The 13,950-nt window shown below is 69.2% G+C and carries 12 protein-coding genes; 8 read left to right on the plus strand and 4 right to left on the minus strand.

The genetic code is table 11. From position 1 onward, the window contains the following. Nucleotides 1-68: 68 nt before the first annotated feature. The 4 genes from QMO76_RS15725 to QMO76_RS15740 form a co-directional block, all read right to left on the minus strand. Complete coding sequence (locus QMO76_RS15725) at nt 69-1,055, minus strand: VOC family protein (RefSeq protein ID WP_306362041.1); 987 nt, start codon at nt 1,053-1,055, stop codon at nt 69-71. 28 nt (nt 1,056-1,083) lie between these two features. Continuing rightward, a complete protein-coding gene (locus tag QMO76_RS15730; protein WP_306362042.1) occupies nt 1,084-1,797 on the minus strand; it encodes a TetR/AcrR family transcriptional regulator in 714 nt (237 codons plus the stop codon). A gap of 102 nt (nt 1,798-1,899) precedes the next feature. Further along, nucleotides 1,900-2,778: an alpha/beta fold hydrolase gene (locus tag QMO76_RS15735; protein ID WP_306362043.1), complete on the minus strand. Its 879-nt coding sequence runs from the start codon at nt 2,776-2,778 to the stop codon at nt 1,900-1,902. Between the two features lie 24 nt (nt 2,779-2,802). Further along, nucleotides 2,803-3,909: a mechanosensitive ion channel family protein gene (locus tag QMO76_RS15740; RefSeq protein ID WP_306362044.1), complete on the minus strand. Its 1,107-nt coding sequence runs from the start codon at nt 3,907-3,909 to the stop codon at nt 2,803-2,805. 413 nt (nt 3,910-4,322) lie between these two features. On the opposite strand from QMO76_RS15740, the gene pyrR reads away from it, so the two are divergent. The 8 genes from pyrR to QMO76_RS15780 all read left to right on the plus strand — a co-directional run bounded on the left by pyrR (nt 4,323) and on the right by QMO76_RS15780 (nt 13,808). Next, a complete protein-coding gene (gene pyrR, locus QMO76_RS15745) occupies nt 4,323-4,958 on the plus strand; it encodes a bifunctional pyr operon transcriptional regulator/uracil phosphoribosyltransferase PyrR (RefSeq protein ID WP_306362045.1) in 636 nt (211 codons plus the stop codon). After that, nucleotides 4,955-5,920: an aspartate carbamoyltransferase catalytic subunit gene (locus QMO76_RS15750; protein ID WP_306362046.1), complete on the plus strand. Its 966-nt coding sequence runs from the start codon at nt 4,955-4,957 to the stop codon at nt 5,918-5,920. Before pyrR ends, QMO76_RS15750 begins: the two co-directional genes overlap by 4 nt. Further along, entirely contained in the window at nt 5,917-7,245 is a 1,329-nt protein-coding gene (locus tag QMO76_RS15755; protein ID WP_306362047.1) for a dihydroorotase, read from the plus strand. Before QMO76_RS15750 ends, QMO76_RS15755 begins: the two co-directional genes overlap by 4 nt. Continuing rightward, nucleotides 7,245-7,745 (plus strand): transporter, encoded by a 501-nt coding sequence (locus tag QMO76_RS15760; RefSeq protein WP_306362048.1) that lies wholly within the window; start codon nt 7,245-7,247, stop codon nt 7,743-7,745. Before QMO76_RS15755 ends, QMO76_RS15760 begins: the two co-directional genes overlap by 1 nt. Nucleotides 7,746-7,816: 71 nt before the next feature. Then, the gene (gene carA / locus QMO76_RS15765; RefSeq protein ID WP_306362049.1) at nt 7,817-8,953 is read left to right on the plus strand and encodes a glutamine-hydrolyzing carbamoyl-phosphate synthase small subunit; all 1,137 of its coding nucleotides are present in this window, start codon (nt 7,817-7,819) and stop codon (nt 8,951-8,953) included. After that, complete coding sequence (gene carB, locus QMO76_RS15770) at nt 8,953-12,294, plus strand: carbamoyl-phosphate synthase large subunit (protein WP_306362050.1); 3,342 nt, start codon at nt 8,953-8,955, stop codon at nt 12,292-12,294. Before carA ends, carB begins: the two co-directional genes overlap by 1 nt. Before the next feature lie 4 nt (nt 12,295-12,298). Then, nucleotides 12,299-13,123 carry an orotidine-5'-phosphate decarboxylase gene (gene pyrF, locus QMO76_RS15775; RefSeq protein ID WP_306362051.1) on the plus strand — a complete coding sequence of 275 codons (825 nt, stop codon included), beginning with the start codon at nt 12,299-12,301 and terminating at the stop codon, nt 13,121-13,123. 16 nt (nt 13,124-13,139) lie between these two features. Then, nucleotides 13,140-13,808, plus strand: a complete 669-nt coding sequence (locus QMO76_RS15780) for a LysE family translocator (protein WP_306362052.1) — start codon at nt 13,140-13,142, stop codon at nt 13,806-13,808. Nucleotides 13,809-13,950: the final 142 nt, after the last annotated feature.

Genomic DNA, 13,950 nt, shown 5'->3' on the forward strand with positions numbered 1-13,950 from the left:
AACATACGTTCGATAGAACATATGTTCAAGTGATCGAGCAGGCATATCCGTTCGATGCCCGTGCTCGATCAGACGGCCGTCTTGGCTTCGCGCAGCAGGATGGCGGCACCGCAGGCGGCCGCGGCCGGAATGAAGAGTTCACCGGTGGCGGCGGTGCGCAGCGGAATGCCGCGGGCACGCAGCAGCCGTTCCGCGGCGAGGAGGTCGGCCACCTCGATGGTGTAGGCGCACAGCGCCGGCGTTCGCGGCTGTTCGCCCGGGAGGCGCGCCGTGAATCCACGCGGTGTGGTGATGGTCAGGCGATGCGAGCCGAGAAGGAAGGCGTGCGCGGAGCTATCGCGGTCGGCGGCGAATCCGAGGTAGTGCTCGTAGCGCGTGGCGGTGGCTTCGAGGTCGTCATCCTCGACGCAGAGAACGCATTCGGCGAGACCGACCGCGCCATTGGGATGGTCGAGCCCGGTCTGGGCGTCGAGGAGCGCGGCCGGGAGGTCCGCGGCGACGCCCAACCTGCCCTCGGGAAGTAGGGCGGCATCCGTTGCGGTGTCGTGGATTTCGAGGTACTGGATCGGATGTGGACTGGTGCCCTCGGCGGTGCTGATCGGCCGCTGAGCCGCCACGACACCCCCGTGCCGCACCCCGTGTGCCGCCATCCTGGCGGCGGTCTTCTCGGCGTCGTCGGTGGCGAAGATCAGGATGTGGGCACCCTCGAAGCGCTCCACCCGTTCGGCGAGACCGCTGACGGTGTGGCTGATCGCCGCCCTGGTCGCGTCGAGCCGATCCGCCGGAATGCGCAGGGGCACGAGCGTGGCATCGGCGGGAAGTCGAGTTCGGCCCGCGGTCGTAACGGTGAGCAATTCGACGAAGTTCCGGGGGAAGTCGGCGTGGGTATTGCCCGCACCGACCGGCTCCGGTGCCGCGCCGGGGGCCGGTGGCAAGGCCGGATAGGCCGGTGGGGGGATGTGAAACCCGATTCGGCGGAACGTGTCGATCGCGTCGCCCAGATCGTGGACGACGAGGCCGATGTGGTGCAGGCCGGTGAGGTCGATGTCGGTCATGGGCGAAACTCTCTCTCGGGCAGGTGATTCAGTCGGCGGCATTGCCGTAGGCGGTGCGACGGAACTCGTTTCGCAGCCGCTCGAAGGCGGTGATGACGCGCGGCGCGGCGGCCGCGTAGCGTTCGGGTGCGGGCGGGCGGACCGGTTCGAAGGACCGGCGAATGACGTCGGCGAGTTGGTCGGCCTGATGGTCGAGGGTGAAGCGCGCGTCATCGGGCAGCAGCGGCGTGGCGGCGAAGAATCCGTACGCGATGGCTTGCGTGCCGAAGTCGACATCGACCGGGTCCAGTCCGGAACGCAGCAGTCGATGCTCGCGAAGCGCGGCGAGATGATCCTGTGCGGCAAGGAGTTTGGACTTCGCCAGGGCGGTGCGGGCCGGGTGGGCGGCGAGTGCGCCGAGCCGGGGTCGATCGGTGACGAACAGGCTGTGCAGGATGGGCCGGCGCATGGCCTCCAGAAAGTGCCGCCGCAGGTAGCGGTGCAGGGCGACTTCGGTCGGGTCGTCGCGCATCGCGGCGATGACGGTCGCGAGCATCGCCGCCGCTTCCCTGGCGCCGACCGCGAGCATCAGCGCATCACGGCTGGCCCAATGCAGGTAGACGGTGCCTTTGCCGACACCGGCCCGCCGCGCGACCTCCTCGATGCGGAGTTCACGTGGATCGATCGTCGGCATCAGGCCCGCGGCGGCGTCCAGGATCGCGTCGGCGCGCTCGCGCAGATCCGCTCGTTGGGTTCGGGCCACGATCGCCTCCGGATATCGGTCGAACTCGTGACCGGAATGCTATCTCAGTCACGAGTTCGGTGCGGGGTAATCCGTAAGATGTCGTGGCGGCGTGCTCGCCGCTCAGTCGAGGTCGACGTGTGCGCGGACGAAATCGACTACGGCGTCGGTGAACTCGTCATTGGCGTCGGAGGCCGCGGTGTGGGCGGCGGTGCCGATCTCGGTGTAGTCGGCGTGCGGGACCAGTTCACGGAAGGCGGCCACCCCCTCCTCGCTCACCACGTCGGAGAGCGCGCCGCGCACCAGCAGCACCGGGATGGTCAGCGCGCGAGCGGCCGATTCCAGTATCTCGCTGTGCAATTCGATGTCCTCGCCCGCACCGCTGCGCGACATCATGGCCGGATCCCAGTGCCAGTACCAGCGCCCGTCCGCCCGCCGGCGCAGATTGCGCAGCAGCCCTTCGGGATTGCGCGGTCGACGGCGGTGGGGGAGATACTCGGCCACCGCGTCGGCGGCCTCGTCCAGGGTCGCGAAACCCTCGCGGTGGCCGCCCAGGAAGTTGAGCACGCGCTCCACGCCCGCGCGTTCGGGGCGCGGCACCACATCGACGAGCACCAGGCCGGTGATGCGTTCCCGTTCCGGGTGCGCGGTGGCGAGCAGGCCGGTGAGTCCGCCCATGCTCGCGCCCACCACGAACGCGGGCTTGTCGAGGTGCGCCAGGACCGCCATCAGGTCGCCGACCATGGCGTCGCGCCGATAGTCGCCGTCGGCCGCCCAGTCGCTGTCGCCGTGCCCGCGGGCATCGAGCAGCACCGCGTGCAGTCCGGCCTTGGCCAGCGCGAGTCCGGAATCCTTCCAGGAATGCCGTGTTTGGCCGCCGCCGTGCAGGAACACGACGAGGGGCGCGTCGGTGGGGCCCCAGCTGTCACCGGCGATGTCGATGCCGCCGTAGCCGCGGAAGGTCATGCGGGTCGGTTCGGTGTGGTCAGCTTCATTGCTCACCCCTCGAGCATCGCACACTCCGGTTTACGGTGTACGAAGAGCGGCCTCGAGGGGTGCCGGGACCGTCGACGGTTCGATGAGCGGCACGGTCCGCGGCTCGGTGATCGGGGCGGTGTGGAGTACGCGAATTGGGTAGGGAATGACGATGCCCTCCACCCGGAAGCGCCGGTGCAGCGCCTTGATGAACTCGCTGACCAGCAGATATTGATCCTCGTACTGCCGGGTGCGCAGCACCGCCCGGAAGCCGATGCCCGAATCGCCGAAGGTGTGGAATCGCACCCGCGGTTCGGCGTCGGGCACGCCCACGTCGAGTTCGCACATCACCTTCCGCGCCACCTCCAGGGTCACCCGCTCCACCTGGTCCAGGTCACTGTCATAGCTGGTGCTGACCTCGACGGTGATCGACATGTCCTGGGCGGGGTGGTTGAAGTTGGTGAGGATGGCGTCGGCGAACTTGCGGTTCGGCACGATGACGACATTGCCCGGAATCTCGCGAATGCTGGTGGTGCGCCAGTTGACGTCGGTGATCCAGCCGACCTCGCCGGTGTCGAGCCGGACGAAGTCGCCCGGCTGGACCGTGCGCGAGGCGAGTATGTGCACCCCGGCGAACAGATTGGCGAGCGTGCCCTCGAGGGCGAGGGCGATCGCCAATGCGCCGACGCCGAGCGCTCCCAGCAGCGGTGTCACGCGGATGCCCACGCTGTCCAGGGTGATCAGCGCGCCGACGACATAGATCATCACGCGCGTGATGGTGGCGAACAGGCTCACCGATCCGGCGATGCCGCTGATGCGCCGGATCACCGAGGTGACGACATCGGCGGCCAGCCGCGCGATCGCGAAGGTGACCGCGACCACCAGGGCGCCCTTGAGGACCCGGTGGATGATCTCGGTCGGGAAGGGGATGCCCGGCAGGTCGAGTGCGAGGGCGAGGGCCACCAGCGCGCACACCGGCACCGCCAGATCGTGTCCCAGCCCGAGCACGAGTCGGCGTGCGGTCTGGCTGTCCGGTGCGGTGGCGGCGACGAGGGTCTTAGCGGCGATGCGGTCGACGACCCGGCGCAGGGCGATCCCGATCAGCGGTCCGGCGATGACGAGGGCCAGACCCAAGATCCAAGCCACGGGTTTGCTCATACGAGATTCCTTCCAGCATCCGGTGATGACGGCGGACCTCTGCAAAGACCAAACGGTCTGATCATAGTCCGATGTCGCCGCCGCGGATCCGTATCCGCGGCGAGGTTCGGTAGGGGTCGGCCTGATAGTGCATATCGGAATGGAAATATGCGCATCTAGATATGTATTCGCGCGATTCCGGCCGACAACGGCACGTGAACCTGACCACAACCGACGAGCCGCCCGTAGCTGAGCACTCGCTGTCCTAGCTGGCGCTGTGCGATTCCCGCTGGTCGTAGCCGTCTCCCCGCATCGGATGCCCCGCGGTTGCCGAAGGGGGTGCGGCGGATTCGGCGGCGGGCGGCGCTGTTAGGCTCTTCCTCCGAAAGACATCCTTTAACGGACCGTCCAGTGAGGCGGGGAAGGAGGTCGGCATGGCCGTGCCCGAAGACCGGGCCGCCAAGTCGAGCGCTGCCGAGCATTCCCAGCGGCACGATCCCGAGCGGATCCAGACCGGGCGTGAGTTGCTGTCGGATTCGGATGTCGGCCGCACCATCGCGCGGATGGCGCATCAGATCATCGAGAAGACCGCGCTCGATTCCGCCGATCCCGCCGCCGCGCGCGTCGTGTTGATCGGAATCCCCACGCGCGGAACGACTCTCGCCAACCGACTGGCGCTCAAGATCGAGGAGTTCGCCGGGGTGCGCCCCGCGCTCGGCTCACTCGACATCACCCTCTACCGCGACGATCTGCGCAGCCGCCCGCACCGCCCGCTGGAACGCACCTCGGTGCCCGAGGGCGGTATCGAGGACGCGCTGGTCGTGCTGGTCGACGATGTGCTCTTCTCGGGCCGGACCGTGCGCTCGGCCCTGGACGGGCTGCGCGACCTGGGCCGTCCGCGGGCCGTGCAACTCGCGGTGCTCATCGATCGCGGCCATCGGGAACTGCCCATTCGCGCCGACTACGTCGGCAAGAACGTGCCCACCGCGCGCACCGAGGACATCTCGGTGCTGCTGCGCGAGCACGACGGCCGTGACGGTGTGTATCTGGCCCAGGAGGGTGACGAGTGAGGCATCTGCTGTCGGTCACCGATCTGGACCGCGCGACCGCCACCGGTCTGCTGGACGAGGCCGAACGGTTCGAGCAGGCGCTGCTGGGCCGGGAGGTCAAGAAGCTGCCGACGCTGCGCGGGCGCACGGTCATGACGGTGTTCTTCGAGAACTCCACCCGCACCCGCGTCTCCTTCGAGGTGGCGGGCAAGTGGATGAGCGCGGACGTGATCAATGTGAGCGCGTCGAGTTCCTCGGTCTCCAAGGGCGAGTCGTTGCGCGATACCGCGCTGACCCTGCACGCGGCCGGTGCGGACGCGCTCATCGTCCGGCATCCGGCCTCCGGTGCGGCACATCAGATCGCCCGCTGGTTCACCGAGATGCAGGATGCCGCGAGCGGATACAGCGGTCCCGGCCCGGCGATCATCAATGCCGGCGACGGTATGCACGAACACCCCACCCAGGCGCTGCTGGACGCGTTGACGCTGCGGCAGCGGCTCGGCGATCTGGCGGGCAAGCGGGTGGTGATCGTGGGCGACATCCTGCACAGCCGGGTGGCGCGTTCGAATGCCTTCCTGCTCGACACGCTCGGCGCGGAGGTGGTGCTGGTCGCCCCGCGCACCCTGCTGCCGATCGGGGTGGAGGCGTGGCCGGTGCGGATCTCGCATTCGCTCGACGCCGAGCTGCCCGGTGCGGACGCGGTCATGATGCTGCGGGTGCAGGCCGAGCGGATGAACGGCGGCTTCTTCCCGTCGGCCCGCGAATACTCGATCAACTACGGGCTCAACCAGCGGCGGCTGGACATGCTCGACGAGCACGCGGTGGTGCTGCACCCCGGGCCGATGCTGCGCGGCATGGAGATCGCCGCCTCGGTCGCGGATTCCCCGAAAGCCGCTGTGCTGCAACAGGTCAACAACGGAGTGCATATGCGAATGGCGGTGCTGTTCCGCCTGCTGGTCGGAACGGATGAGGTGGTCGCATGACAGGCGTGCTGATCAAGAGCGTCCGGCCGTACGGTGAGGGCGAACCGGTCGACGTGCTGCTCGCCGAAGGCGAGATCCGGCAGATCGGCACCGATCTGGGCATCACCGACGCCGAGATCGTCGACGGTGCGGGACAGTACCTGCTGCCGGGCTTCGTGGACCTGCACACGCACTTGCGCGAGCCGGGTCGCGAGGACACCGAGACCATCGAAACCGGTTCCGCCGCGGCGGCACTGGGCGGTTACACCGCGGTGTTCGCCATGGCCAACACCAGCCCGGTGGCCGACTCCCAGGTCATCACCGACCACGTGTGGCGGCGCGGCCGGGAGGTCGGCCTGGTGGACGTGCATCCGGTGGGCGCGGTCACCGTCGGGCTGGCGGGCAAGCAGCTCGCCGAGATGGGCACCATGGCCGCCGGTGAGGCCAAGGTGCGCATGTTCTCCGACGACGGCCACTGCGTGTACGACCCGCTGATCATGCGCCGGGCCCTGGAGTACGCGAATTCCCTGGGCGTGCTCATCGCCCAGCACGCGGAGGAGCCGCGCCTGACCGAGGGCGCGGTGGCGCACGAGGGCCCGAACGCCGCCCGTCTGGGTCTGGCCGGCTGGCCGCGCGCCGCCGAGGAGTCCATCGTGGCCCGCGACGCGCTGCTGGCCCGCGACGCCGGTGCCCGGGTGCACATCTGCCACGCCTCCACCGCCGGTACCGTCGAACTGCTGAAATGGGCGAAGGCGCAGGGGATTTCGATCACCGCCGAGGTCACGCCGCATCATCTGCTGCTGGACGACTCGCGCCTGGAGACCTACGACGCGGTGAACCGGGTGAACCCGCCGCTGCGCGAGGTCTCCGATGTGGAGGCGCTGCGCCGGGCCCTGGCCGAGGGTGTCATCGACTGTGTCGCCACCGATCACGCCCCGCACGCCGAACAGGACAAGTGCTGCGAGTTCGCGGCCGCCCGCCCCGGCATGCTCGGACTGGAGACGGCGCTGTCCATCATCGTGGCGACCATGGTGCGCACCGGTCTGCTGGACTGGCGCGGCGTGGCCGCGGTGATGAGCGAGAACCCGGCCCGCATCGCGGGCCTGACGGATCAGGGCCGGCCGCTCGAGGTGGGTGAACCGGCCAATCTGGTGCTGGTCGATCCGGAGACGACGTGGACGGTGCGGGCGCGGGATCTCGCCAGCATCTCCGACAACACGCCGTTCGAGGCGATGACGCTGCCGGGGCGGGTGACCGCCACCTTCCTGCGCGGCCGCGATACCGCGCGCGACGCGGCACGGATCGCCGGGGGAGCCCGGCGGGCGGGGAACCGAGGAGGACCGTAATGGAGCGAACGCTGTGGGTGATCGGATGCCTGGCGCTGTTCGTGCTCGGCCTGTGGCTGATGTACCGGGCGTGGACGGGCCGGGCCCGACGCCAGGCCGGTGCGATCGGTGACCTCCCGACGGTGCCCGCCGATTGCGGCGCGCAGCTGCTGGAGCCGACCACGGGCCTGTACCTGGGCAGCACCCTGGCCCCCAGCTGGATTCAGCGCATCACGGTGGGCGACCTGGGTTTCCGGGCCACCGCGGAGATGACCCGCTTCGAGCGCGGCATCCTGCTGGAGCGCGACGGCAACGCACCGATCTGGATTCCGGCGGAGTCCATCACCGCGGTGCGCGCGGAGCGGGGCCACGCGGGCAAGGTGATGACCGAAGATGGTGTGCTGGTTATTCGCTGGAAGCTGCCGACCGGAACCGAGGTGGATACCGGATTCCGGGGCGACGACAAAACTGTGTATCCGGCGTGGACGACGACGGGTGCGATGAACGGAGACACGGCATGAACGGTCAGGGACCGGAGGCGGCAGCCTGCGTAACCACGGAGGTCCCCCGTGCAGGCCGGAAAGGACAGGGCATGAGCGGCGTGAGGGCTGGGCTGGAGGAAGACAGCGCGGTGATGGTGCTGGAGGACGGCCGGGTTTTCCGGGGCTCGACCTTCGGCGCCGTGGGACAGACCTTGGGCGAGGCGGTGTTCTGCACGGCCATGACGGGATACCAGGAGACGCTCACCGACCCCAGCTACGACCGCCAGATCGTGGTGGCCACCGCGCCCCAGATCGGCAACACGGGCTGGAACGACGAGGACGACGAGTCCTCGAAGATCTGGGTGGCGGGTTACGCGGTACGCGACCCCGCGCGCCGCGCCTCGAACTGGCGCGCCAACCGCACCCTGCAGGACGAACTGGAGAACCAGAGCATCGTCGGCATCGCGGGCATCGACACCCGCGCCCTGGTGCGCCACCTGCGCACCCGCGGCTCCATGAAGGCGGGCATCTTCTCCGGCGACTCCCTCGCCGACTACGAGGAGCTCGTCGAGCGCGTCAACGGCCAGCAGTCCATGCTGGGCGCGGACTTGGCGGGCGAGGTGTCCACCGACGAGATGTACACCATCGATCCCGACGGTGAGCACCGCTTCACGGTGGTCGCGGTGGATCTGGGCATCAAGTCCAACACCCCGCGCATGTTCGCCCAGCGCGGGATGCGGGTGCACGTGGTGCCGTCGAACGTGACCCTCGACCAGATCAAGGAACTGAACCCGGACGGGGTGTTCCTGTCCAACGGTCCGGGCGATCCGGCGACCCAGGACGACGCCGTCGCGCTCACCCGGGGGGTGCTGGGAGAGGGGCTGCCGCTGTTCGGCATCTGCTTCGGCAACCAGATCCTGGGCCGGGCGCTGGGCCGCAAGACCTACAAGATGAAGTTCGGCCACCGCGGCATCAATATCCCGGTCGTCGAACACCATTCGGGGCGGATCTCGATCACCGCGCAGAACCACGGCTTCGCCCTGGAGGGCGAGCGCGGCGAGGTCTTCGACACCCCGTTCGGCAAGGCCGAGATCGACCACGTGTGCGCCAACGACGGCACCGTCGAGGGCCTGCGCCTCGTGGACGGCAAGGCGTTCTCCGTCCAGTACCACCCGGAAGCGGCCGCCGGTCCCCATGACGCCGCCTATCTGTTCGACCGCTTCGCACTGCTGATGGAAGGAGCCTGATGCCTCGCCGCACCGATCTCAACCACATCCTGGTGATCGGCTCGGGCCCGATCGTCATCGGCCAGGCTTGCGAGTTCGACTACTCCGGCACCCAGGCGTGCCGGGTGCTGCGGTCCGAGGGGCTGCGGGTGTCGCTGGTGAACTCCAACCCGGCGACCATCATGACCGACCCCGAGTTCGCCGACTCCACCTACGTGGAGCCGATCACGCCGGAGTTCGTCGAGAAGGTCATCGCCAAGGAGCGCCCCGACGCGATCCTCGCGACCCTGGGCGGTCAGACCGCGCTGAACACCGCGGTCGCCCTGCACGAGAACGGCGTGCTGGAGAAGTACAACGTCGAGCTCATCGGCGCGGACTTCGACGCCATCCAGCGCGGTGAGGACCGGCAGAAGTTCAAGGACATCGTCGCCGAGGTGGGCGGCGAATCGGCGCGCTCCAAGGTCTGCTACACCATGGACGAGGTGCGCGAAACCGTTGCGGAACTGGGTTTCCCCGTGGTGGTGCGCCCGTCGTTCACCATGGGCGGGCTGGGTTCCGGCATGGCCTACAACGACGAGGATCTGGACCGCATCGCCGGTGGCGGCCTGGCCGCCTCGCCGACCGCCAACGTGCTCATCGAGGAATCCATCCTGGGCTGGAAGGAATTCGAGCTCGAGCTCATGCGCGACGGCAAGGACAATGTCGTCATCGTGTGCTCCATCGAGAACGTGGACCCGATGGGCGTGCACACCGGTGACTCGATGACCGTCGCCCCGGCCATGACCCTGACCGACCGCGAGTACCAGAAGATGCGCGATCTCGGCATCGCGATCCTGCGCGAGGTCGGCGTGGACACCGGCGGCTGCAATATCCAGTTCGCGGTGAACCCGCGCGACGGCCGCCTGATCGTCATCGAGATGAACCCGCGCGTATCGCGCTCGTCGGCACTGGCGTCGAAGGCGACCGGCTTCCCGATCGCCAAGATCGCCGCCAAGCTTGCCATCGGCTACACCCTCGACGAGATCGTCAACGACATCACCAAGGAGACCCCGGCCTGCTTCGAGCCCACGCTCGACTACGTGGTCGTCAAGGCTCCGCGCTTCGCCTTCGAGAAGTTCCCCGGCGCCGACCCCACGCTGACCACCACCATGAAGTCGGTCGGCGAGGCCATGTCGCTGGGCCGCAACTTCGCCGAGGCGCTGGGCAAGGTGCTGCGCTCGCTGGAGACCAAGGCCACCGGCTTCTGGACCCTGCCCGACGGTGAGTGGACCGATGTGCAGGCGATCCTGGACGATCTGAAGGTGCCCACCGAGGGCCGCATCTACCAGGTGGAGCGGGCGCTGCGGCTGGGCGCGAGCATCGAGGACGTGGCCGCCGCCTCGGGTGTCGACCCGTGGTTCGTGGCCGAGGTGGCCGGACTGGTGGAGCTGCGCCGGGAGGTCCTCGACGCGCCCGTGCTGGACGAGCCGCTGCTGCGCCGCGCCAAGCACTACGGCCTGTCCGACCGCCAGATCGCTTCGCTGCGACCGGAACTCGCCGGTGAGAACGGCGTGCGGGAGCTGCGGCACCGGCTCGGCATCCGCCCGGTGTTCAAGACCGTCGACACCTGCGCGGCGGAGTTCGACGCCAAGACGCCGTACCACTACTCGGCCTACGAGCTCGATCCGGCCGCCGAGTCGGAGGTCGCGCCGCAGCGCGAACGCGACAAGGTGATCATCCTGGGTTCCGGCCCCAACCGCATCGGCCAGGGCATCGAATTCGACTACAGCTGCGTGCATGCCGCGCAGACGCTGTCGGAGGCCGGGTACGAGACGGTCATGGTCAACTGCAACCCGGAGACCGTGTCCACCGACTACGACACCGCCGACCGGCTGTACTTCGAGCCGCTCACCTTCGAGGACGTGCTCGAGGTGTACCACGCGGAGACCGAGTCGGGCACGGTCGCGGGCGTCATCTGCCAGCTGGGCGGCCAGACCCCGCTGGGCCTGGCGCAGCGGCTGACCGACGCCGGGGTGCCGGTGGTCGGCACCTCCGCCGCCGCCATCGATCTCGCCGAGGACCGCGCCGAATTCGGTGACGTGCTGGTCGCGGCCGGTCTTCCGGCTCCCAAGTACGGCACCGCCACCACCTTCGAGCAGGCCAAGAAGATCGCCGCCGAGATCGGCTACCCGGTGCTGGTGCGCCCGTCCTACGTGCTGGGCGGCCGCGGTATGGAGATCGTCTACGACGAGCAGACGCTCGAGGGCTACATCTCCCGCGCCACCGACATCAGCCCGGATCGCCCGGTGCTCATCGACCGGTTCCTGGAGGACGCCATCGAGATCGACGTCGACGCCCTGTGCGACGGCGACGAGGTGTACCTGGGCGGCGTCATGGAGCACATCGAGGAGGCCGGTATCCACTCCGGCGACTCGGCGTGCGCGCTGCCGCCGATCACCCTGGGGCGCAGCGATATCGAGGCCGTGCGCCGTTCGACTGCCGCGCTGGCGCAGGGCATCGGGGTCCGGGGCCTGCTGAACGTGCAGTACGCGCTCAAGGACGACGTGCTCTACGTGCTCGAGGCCAACCCGCGCGCCAGCCGCACCGTACCGTTCGTCTCCAAGGCCACCGCGGTGTCGCTGGCCAAGGCCGCGGCGCGGATCGCGCTCGGGGCCACCATCGCCGACCTGCGCAAGGAGGGCATCCTGCCGCCCGAGGGCGACGGCGGCCACGCGCCGTTCGACGCCCCGGTCGCGGTGAAGGAGGCGGTGCTGCCGTTCCACCGCTTCCGCCGCCCGGACGGCAGTGGAATCGACTCGCTGCTCTCCCCGGAGATGAAGTCCACCGGCGAGGTCATGGGCATCGACGCCGATTTCGGCACCGCCTTCGCCAAATCGCAGGCCGCCGCCTACGGGTCGCTGCCGACCGAGGGCACCGCGTTCGTCTCCATCGCCAACCGCGACAAGCGGGCCATGGTGTTCCCGGTGAAGCGTCTGCACGACCTCGGTTTCCGCATCCTCGCCACCGACGGCACCGCGGAGATGCTGCGCCGCAACGGCATTCCGTGCGAGCGGGTGCGCAAGCACTCGGACCCGGAGCTCGCGGAGGGCCGATCGGGCACAGCGGACGGTTCGGCTCTCGCGCCCAGCATCGTGGACATGATCAAGGACGGCGACGTCGACATCGTGTTCAACACCCCGTACGGCAACAACGGTCCGCGCGTGGACGGTTACGAGATCCGCACCGTCGCGGTGGGCGCGAACATCCCGTGCATCACCACGGTGCAGGGCGCCGCGGCCGCGGTGCAGGGCATCGAGGCCACCATCAACGGCGGCATCGGCGTGCGGTCCCTGCAGGAACTCCACACCACCCTGCGGGGTTGACCCGATGACCACATTCGGGGTGCGGCTGCGGGAGGCGATGCGCGCGCACGGTCCGCTGTGCGTGGGCATCGACCCGCATCCGCCGCTGCTGCGGGCCTGGGGGCTCAGCGAGGACGTGACCGGGCTGAAGGCGTTCGCCGACGCCTGCGTGGAAGCCTTCGCCGGTCGCGTCGCCCTGGTCAAACCGCAGGTGGCCTTCTTCGAGGCGTACGGTTCCGGCGGCATCATGGTGCTGGAGGAGGCCATCGGCGAGCTGCGGGAGGCGGGCACCCTGGTGCTCGCCGACGCCAAGCGCGGCGATATCGGCTCCACCATGGACGCCTACGCCCGTGCCTGGCTGGGTGACGGCCCGCTCGGCAGCGACGCGGTGACCGTCTCGCCGTATCTCGGATTCGGTTCGCTCGCACCGGCTCTGGAGCTGGCGCGGGCCAACGACCGCGGCGTGTTCGTGCTGGCCGCCACCTCGAATCCGGAAGCGGCCGAGCTGCAACGCACTACCGGGCCGGACGGCCGCAGCATCGCCCAGCGCATGGTCGACGACGCCGCCGCCCGGAATGCCGGAGCCGAATTCGGTTCCGTGGGTGTGGTGGTCGGCGCGACCCTCACCGAGGCGCCCGACCTGAGCGCGCTCAACGGCCCCATCCTGATGCCGGGGGTGGGCGCGCAGGGCGGGGGAGCGGACTCCATCCGGAAGCTGGTGCGTGACAGCGATCTCGGCGCGGTGGTGCCGAACGTCTCGCGCGAGGTGCTCGCAGCCGGTCCGTCGGTGGGCGCGTTGCAGGTGCGCGTGCACCGGCTCACCGACGAGTTCGAGTTCCTGCGAGGCTGATTCGACCGGTGAACCTGTGCTGTTCGACACCGCGGCCGCCGCGTACGCTGAGCCGGTGATGTCGACGGCACAGGTTCTCGCACTCGCCGGGGTGATTCTGCTCGGATCCATGACTCCCGGCCCCGATTTCGTCATCGTCGTGCGCAACAGCGCAGTCTCGGGTCGCCGCGCCGGAATCGCCAGCGCGGCGGGCGTCGCCATGGGCGTGTTCGTGTGGTCGCTGATCACGGCCGTCGGCATCGCCGGTCTGCTGGCCGCCTCGGCCGTGGCCTACACCGCGGTGAAGCTGGTCGGGGCGGCCTACCTCGCCTATCTCGGGGTGCGCGCCCTGCTGGCGGCGCGGCGCGGGGCCTACGAACTCGACGCCGGAGTAGGACCGAAGCGGCACGGTCTGCGCGTGGCCTTCCGGCAGGGTCTGCTCAACAATCTGCTCAATCCCAAGGCCGCGGTGTTCTTCATCGCCCTGGTGCCGCAGTTCCTGCCCGCCGATCCGTCGGCGCTGAGCACCCTCGAGCTCGCCCTGGTCTGCACGGTCGTGAACCTGAGCTGGTTCGTGACCTTGGCCGTGGCCATCGGTGCGCTGCGCCATGTCTTCACCCGTCGGCGGGTGCGGCGGGCCATCGACGCCGCCATGGGCACGCTCATGGTCGCGCTCGGTCTTCGGATCGCCGTGCAGAGCGGCTGACTGCCGCCGATCGCGCGGCCGGATCGGGGGCGTGGGCGCGCGACCAGCCGAAATCGGTCCGATATGTCCGGTTTCACTGTGGGCGAAATCGGTGGATCCGGGTGCGGCTCAGCGCCGCCGTGGCGGGATGTCGCACCCGTTC

It is taken from the genome of Nocardia sp. CC227C (assembly GCF_030767025.1).
Lineage (GTDB): Bacteria > Actinomycetota > Actinomycetes > Mycobacteriales > Mycobacteriaceae > Nocardia.

What these genes read in the sequence shown, in the direction of transcription:
- QMO76_RS15725 (WP_306362041.1), bottom strand. Translation starts at nt 1,055, where the DNA reads ATGACCGACATCGACCTCACCGGCCTGCACCACATCGGCCTCGTCGTC.
- QMO76_RS15740 (WP_306362044.1), bottom strand. Translation starts at nt 3,909, where the DNA reads ATGAGCAAACCCGTGGCTTGGATCTTGGGTCTGGCCCTCGTCATCGCC.
- pyrR (WP_306362045.1), top strand. Translation starts at nt 4,323, where the DNA reads ATGGCCGTGCCCGAAGACCGGGCCGCCAAGTCGAGCGCTGCCGAGCAT.
- QMO76_RS15755 (WP_306362047.1), top strand. Translation starts at nt 5,917, where the DNA reads ATGACAGGCGTGCTGATCAAGAGCGTCCGGCCGTACGGTGAGGGCGAA.
- QMO76_RS15760 (WP_306362048.1), top strand. Translation starts at nt 7,245, where the DNA reads ATGGAGCGAACGCTGTGGGTGATCGGATGCCTGGCGCTGTTCGTGCTC.
- carA (WP_306362049.1), top strand. Translation starts at nt 7,817, where the DNA reads ATGAGCGGCGTGAGGGCTGGGCTGGAGGAAGACAGCGCGGTGATGGTG.
- carB (WP_306362050.1), top strand. Translation starts at nt 8,953, where the DNA reads ATGCCTCGCCGCACCGATCTCAACCACATCCTGGTGATCGGCTCGGGC.
- pyrF (WP_306362051.1), top strand. Translation starts at nt 12,299, where the DNA reads ATGACCACATTCGGGGTGCGGCTGCGGGAGGCGATGCGCGCGCACGGT.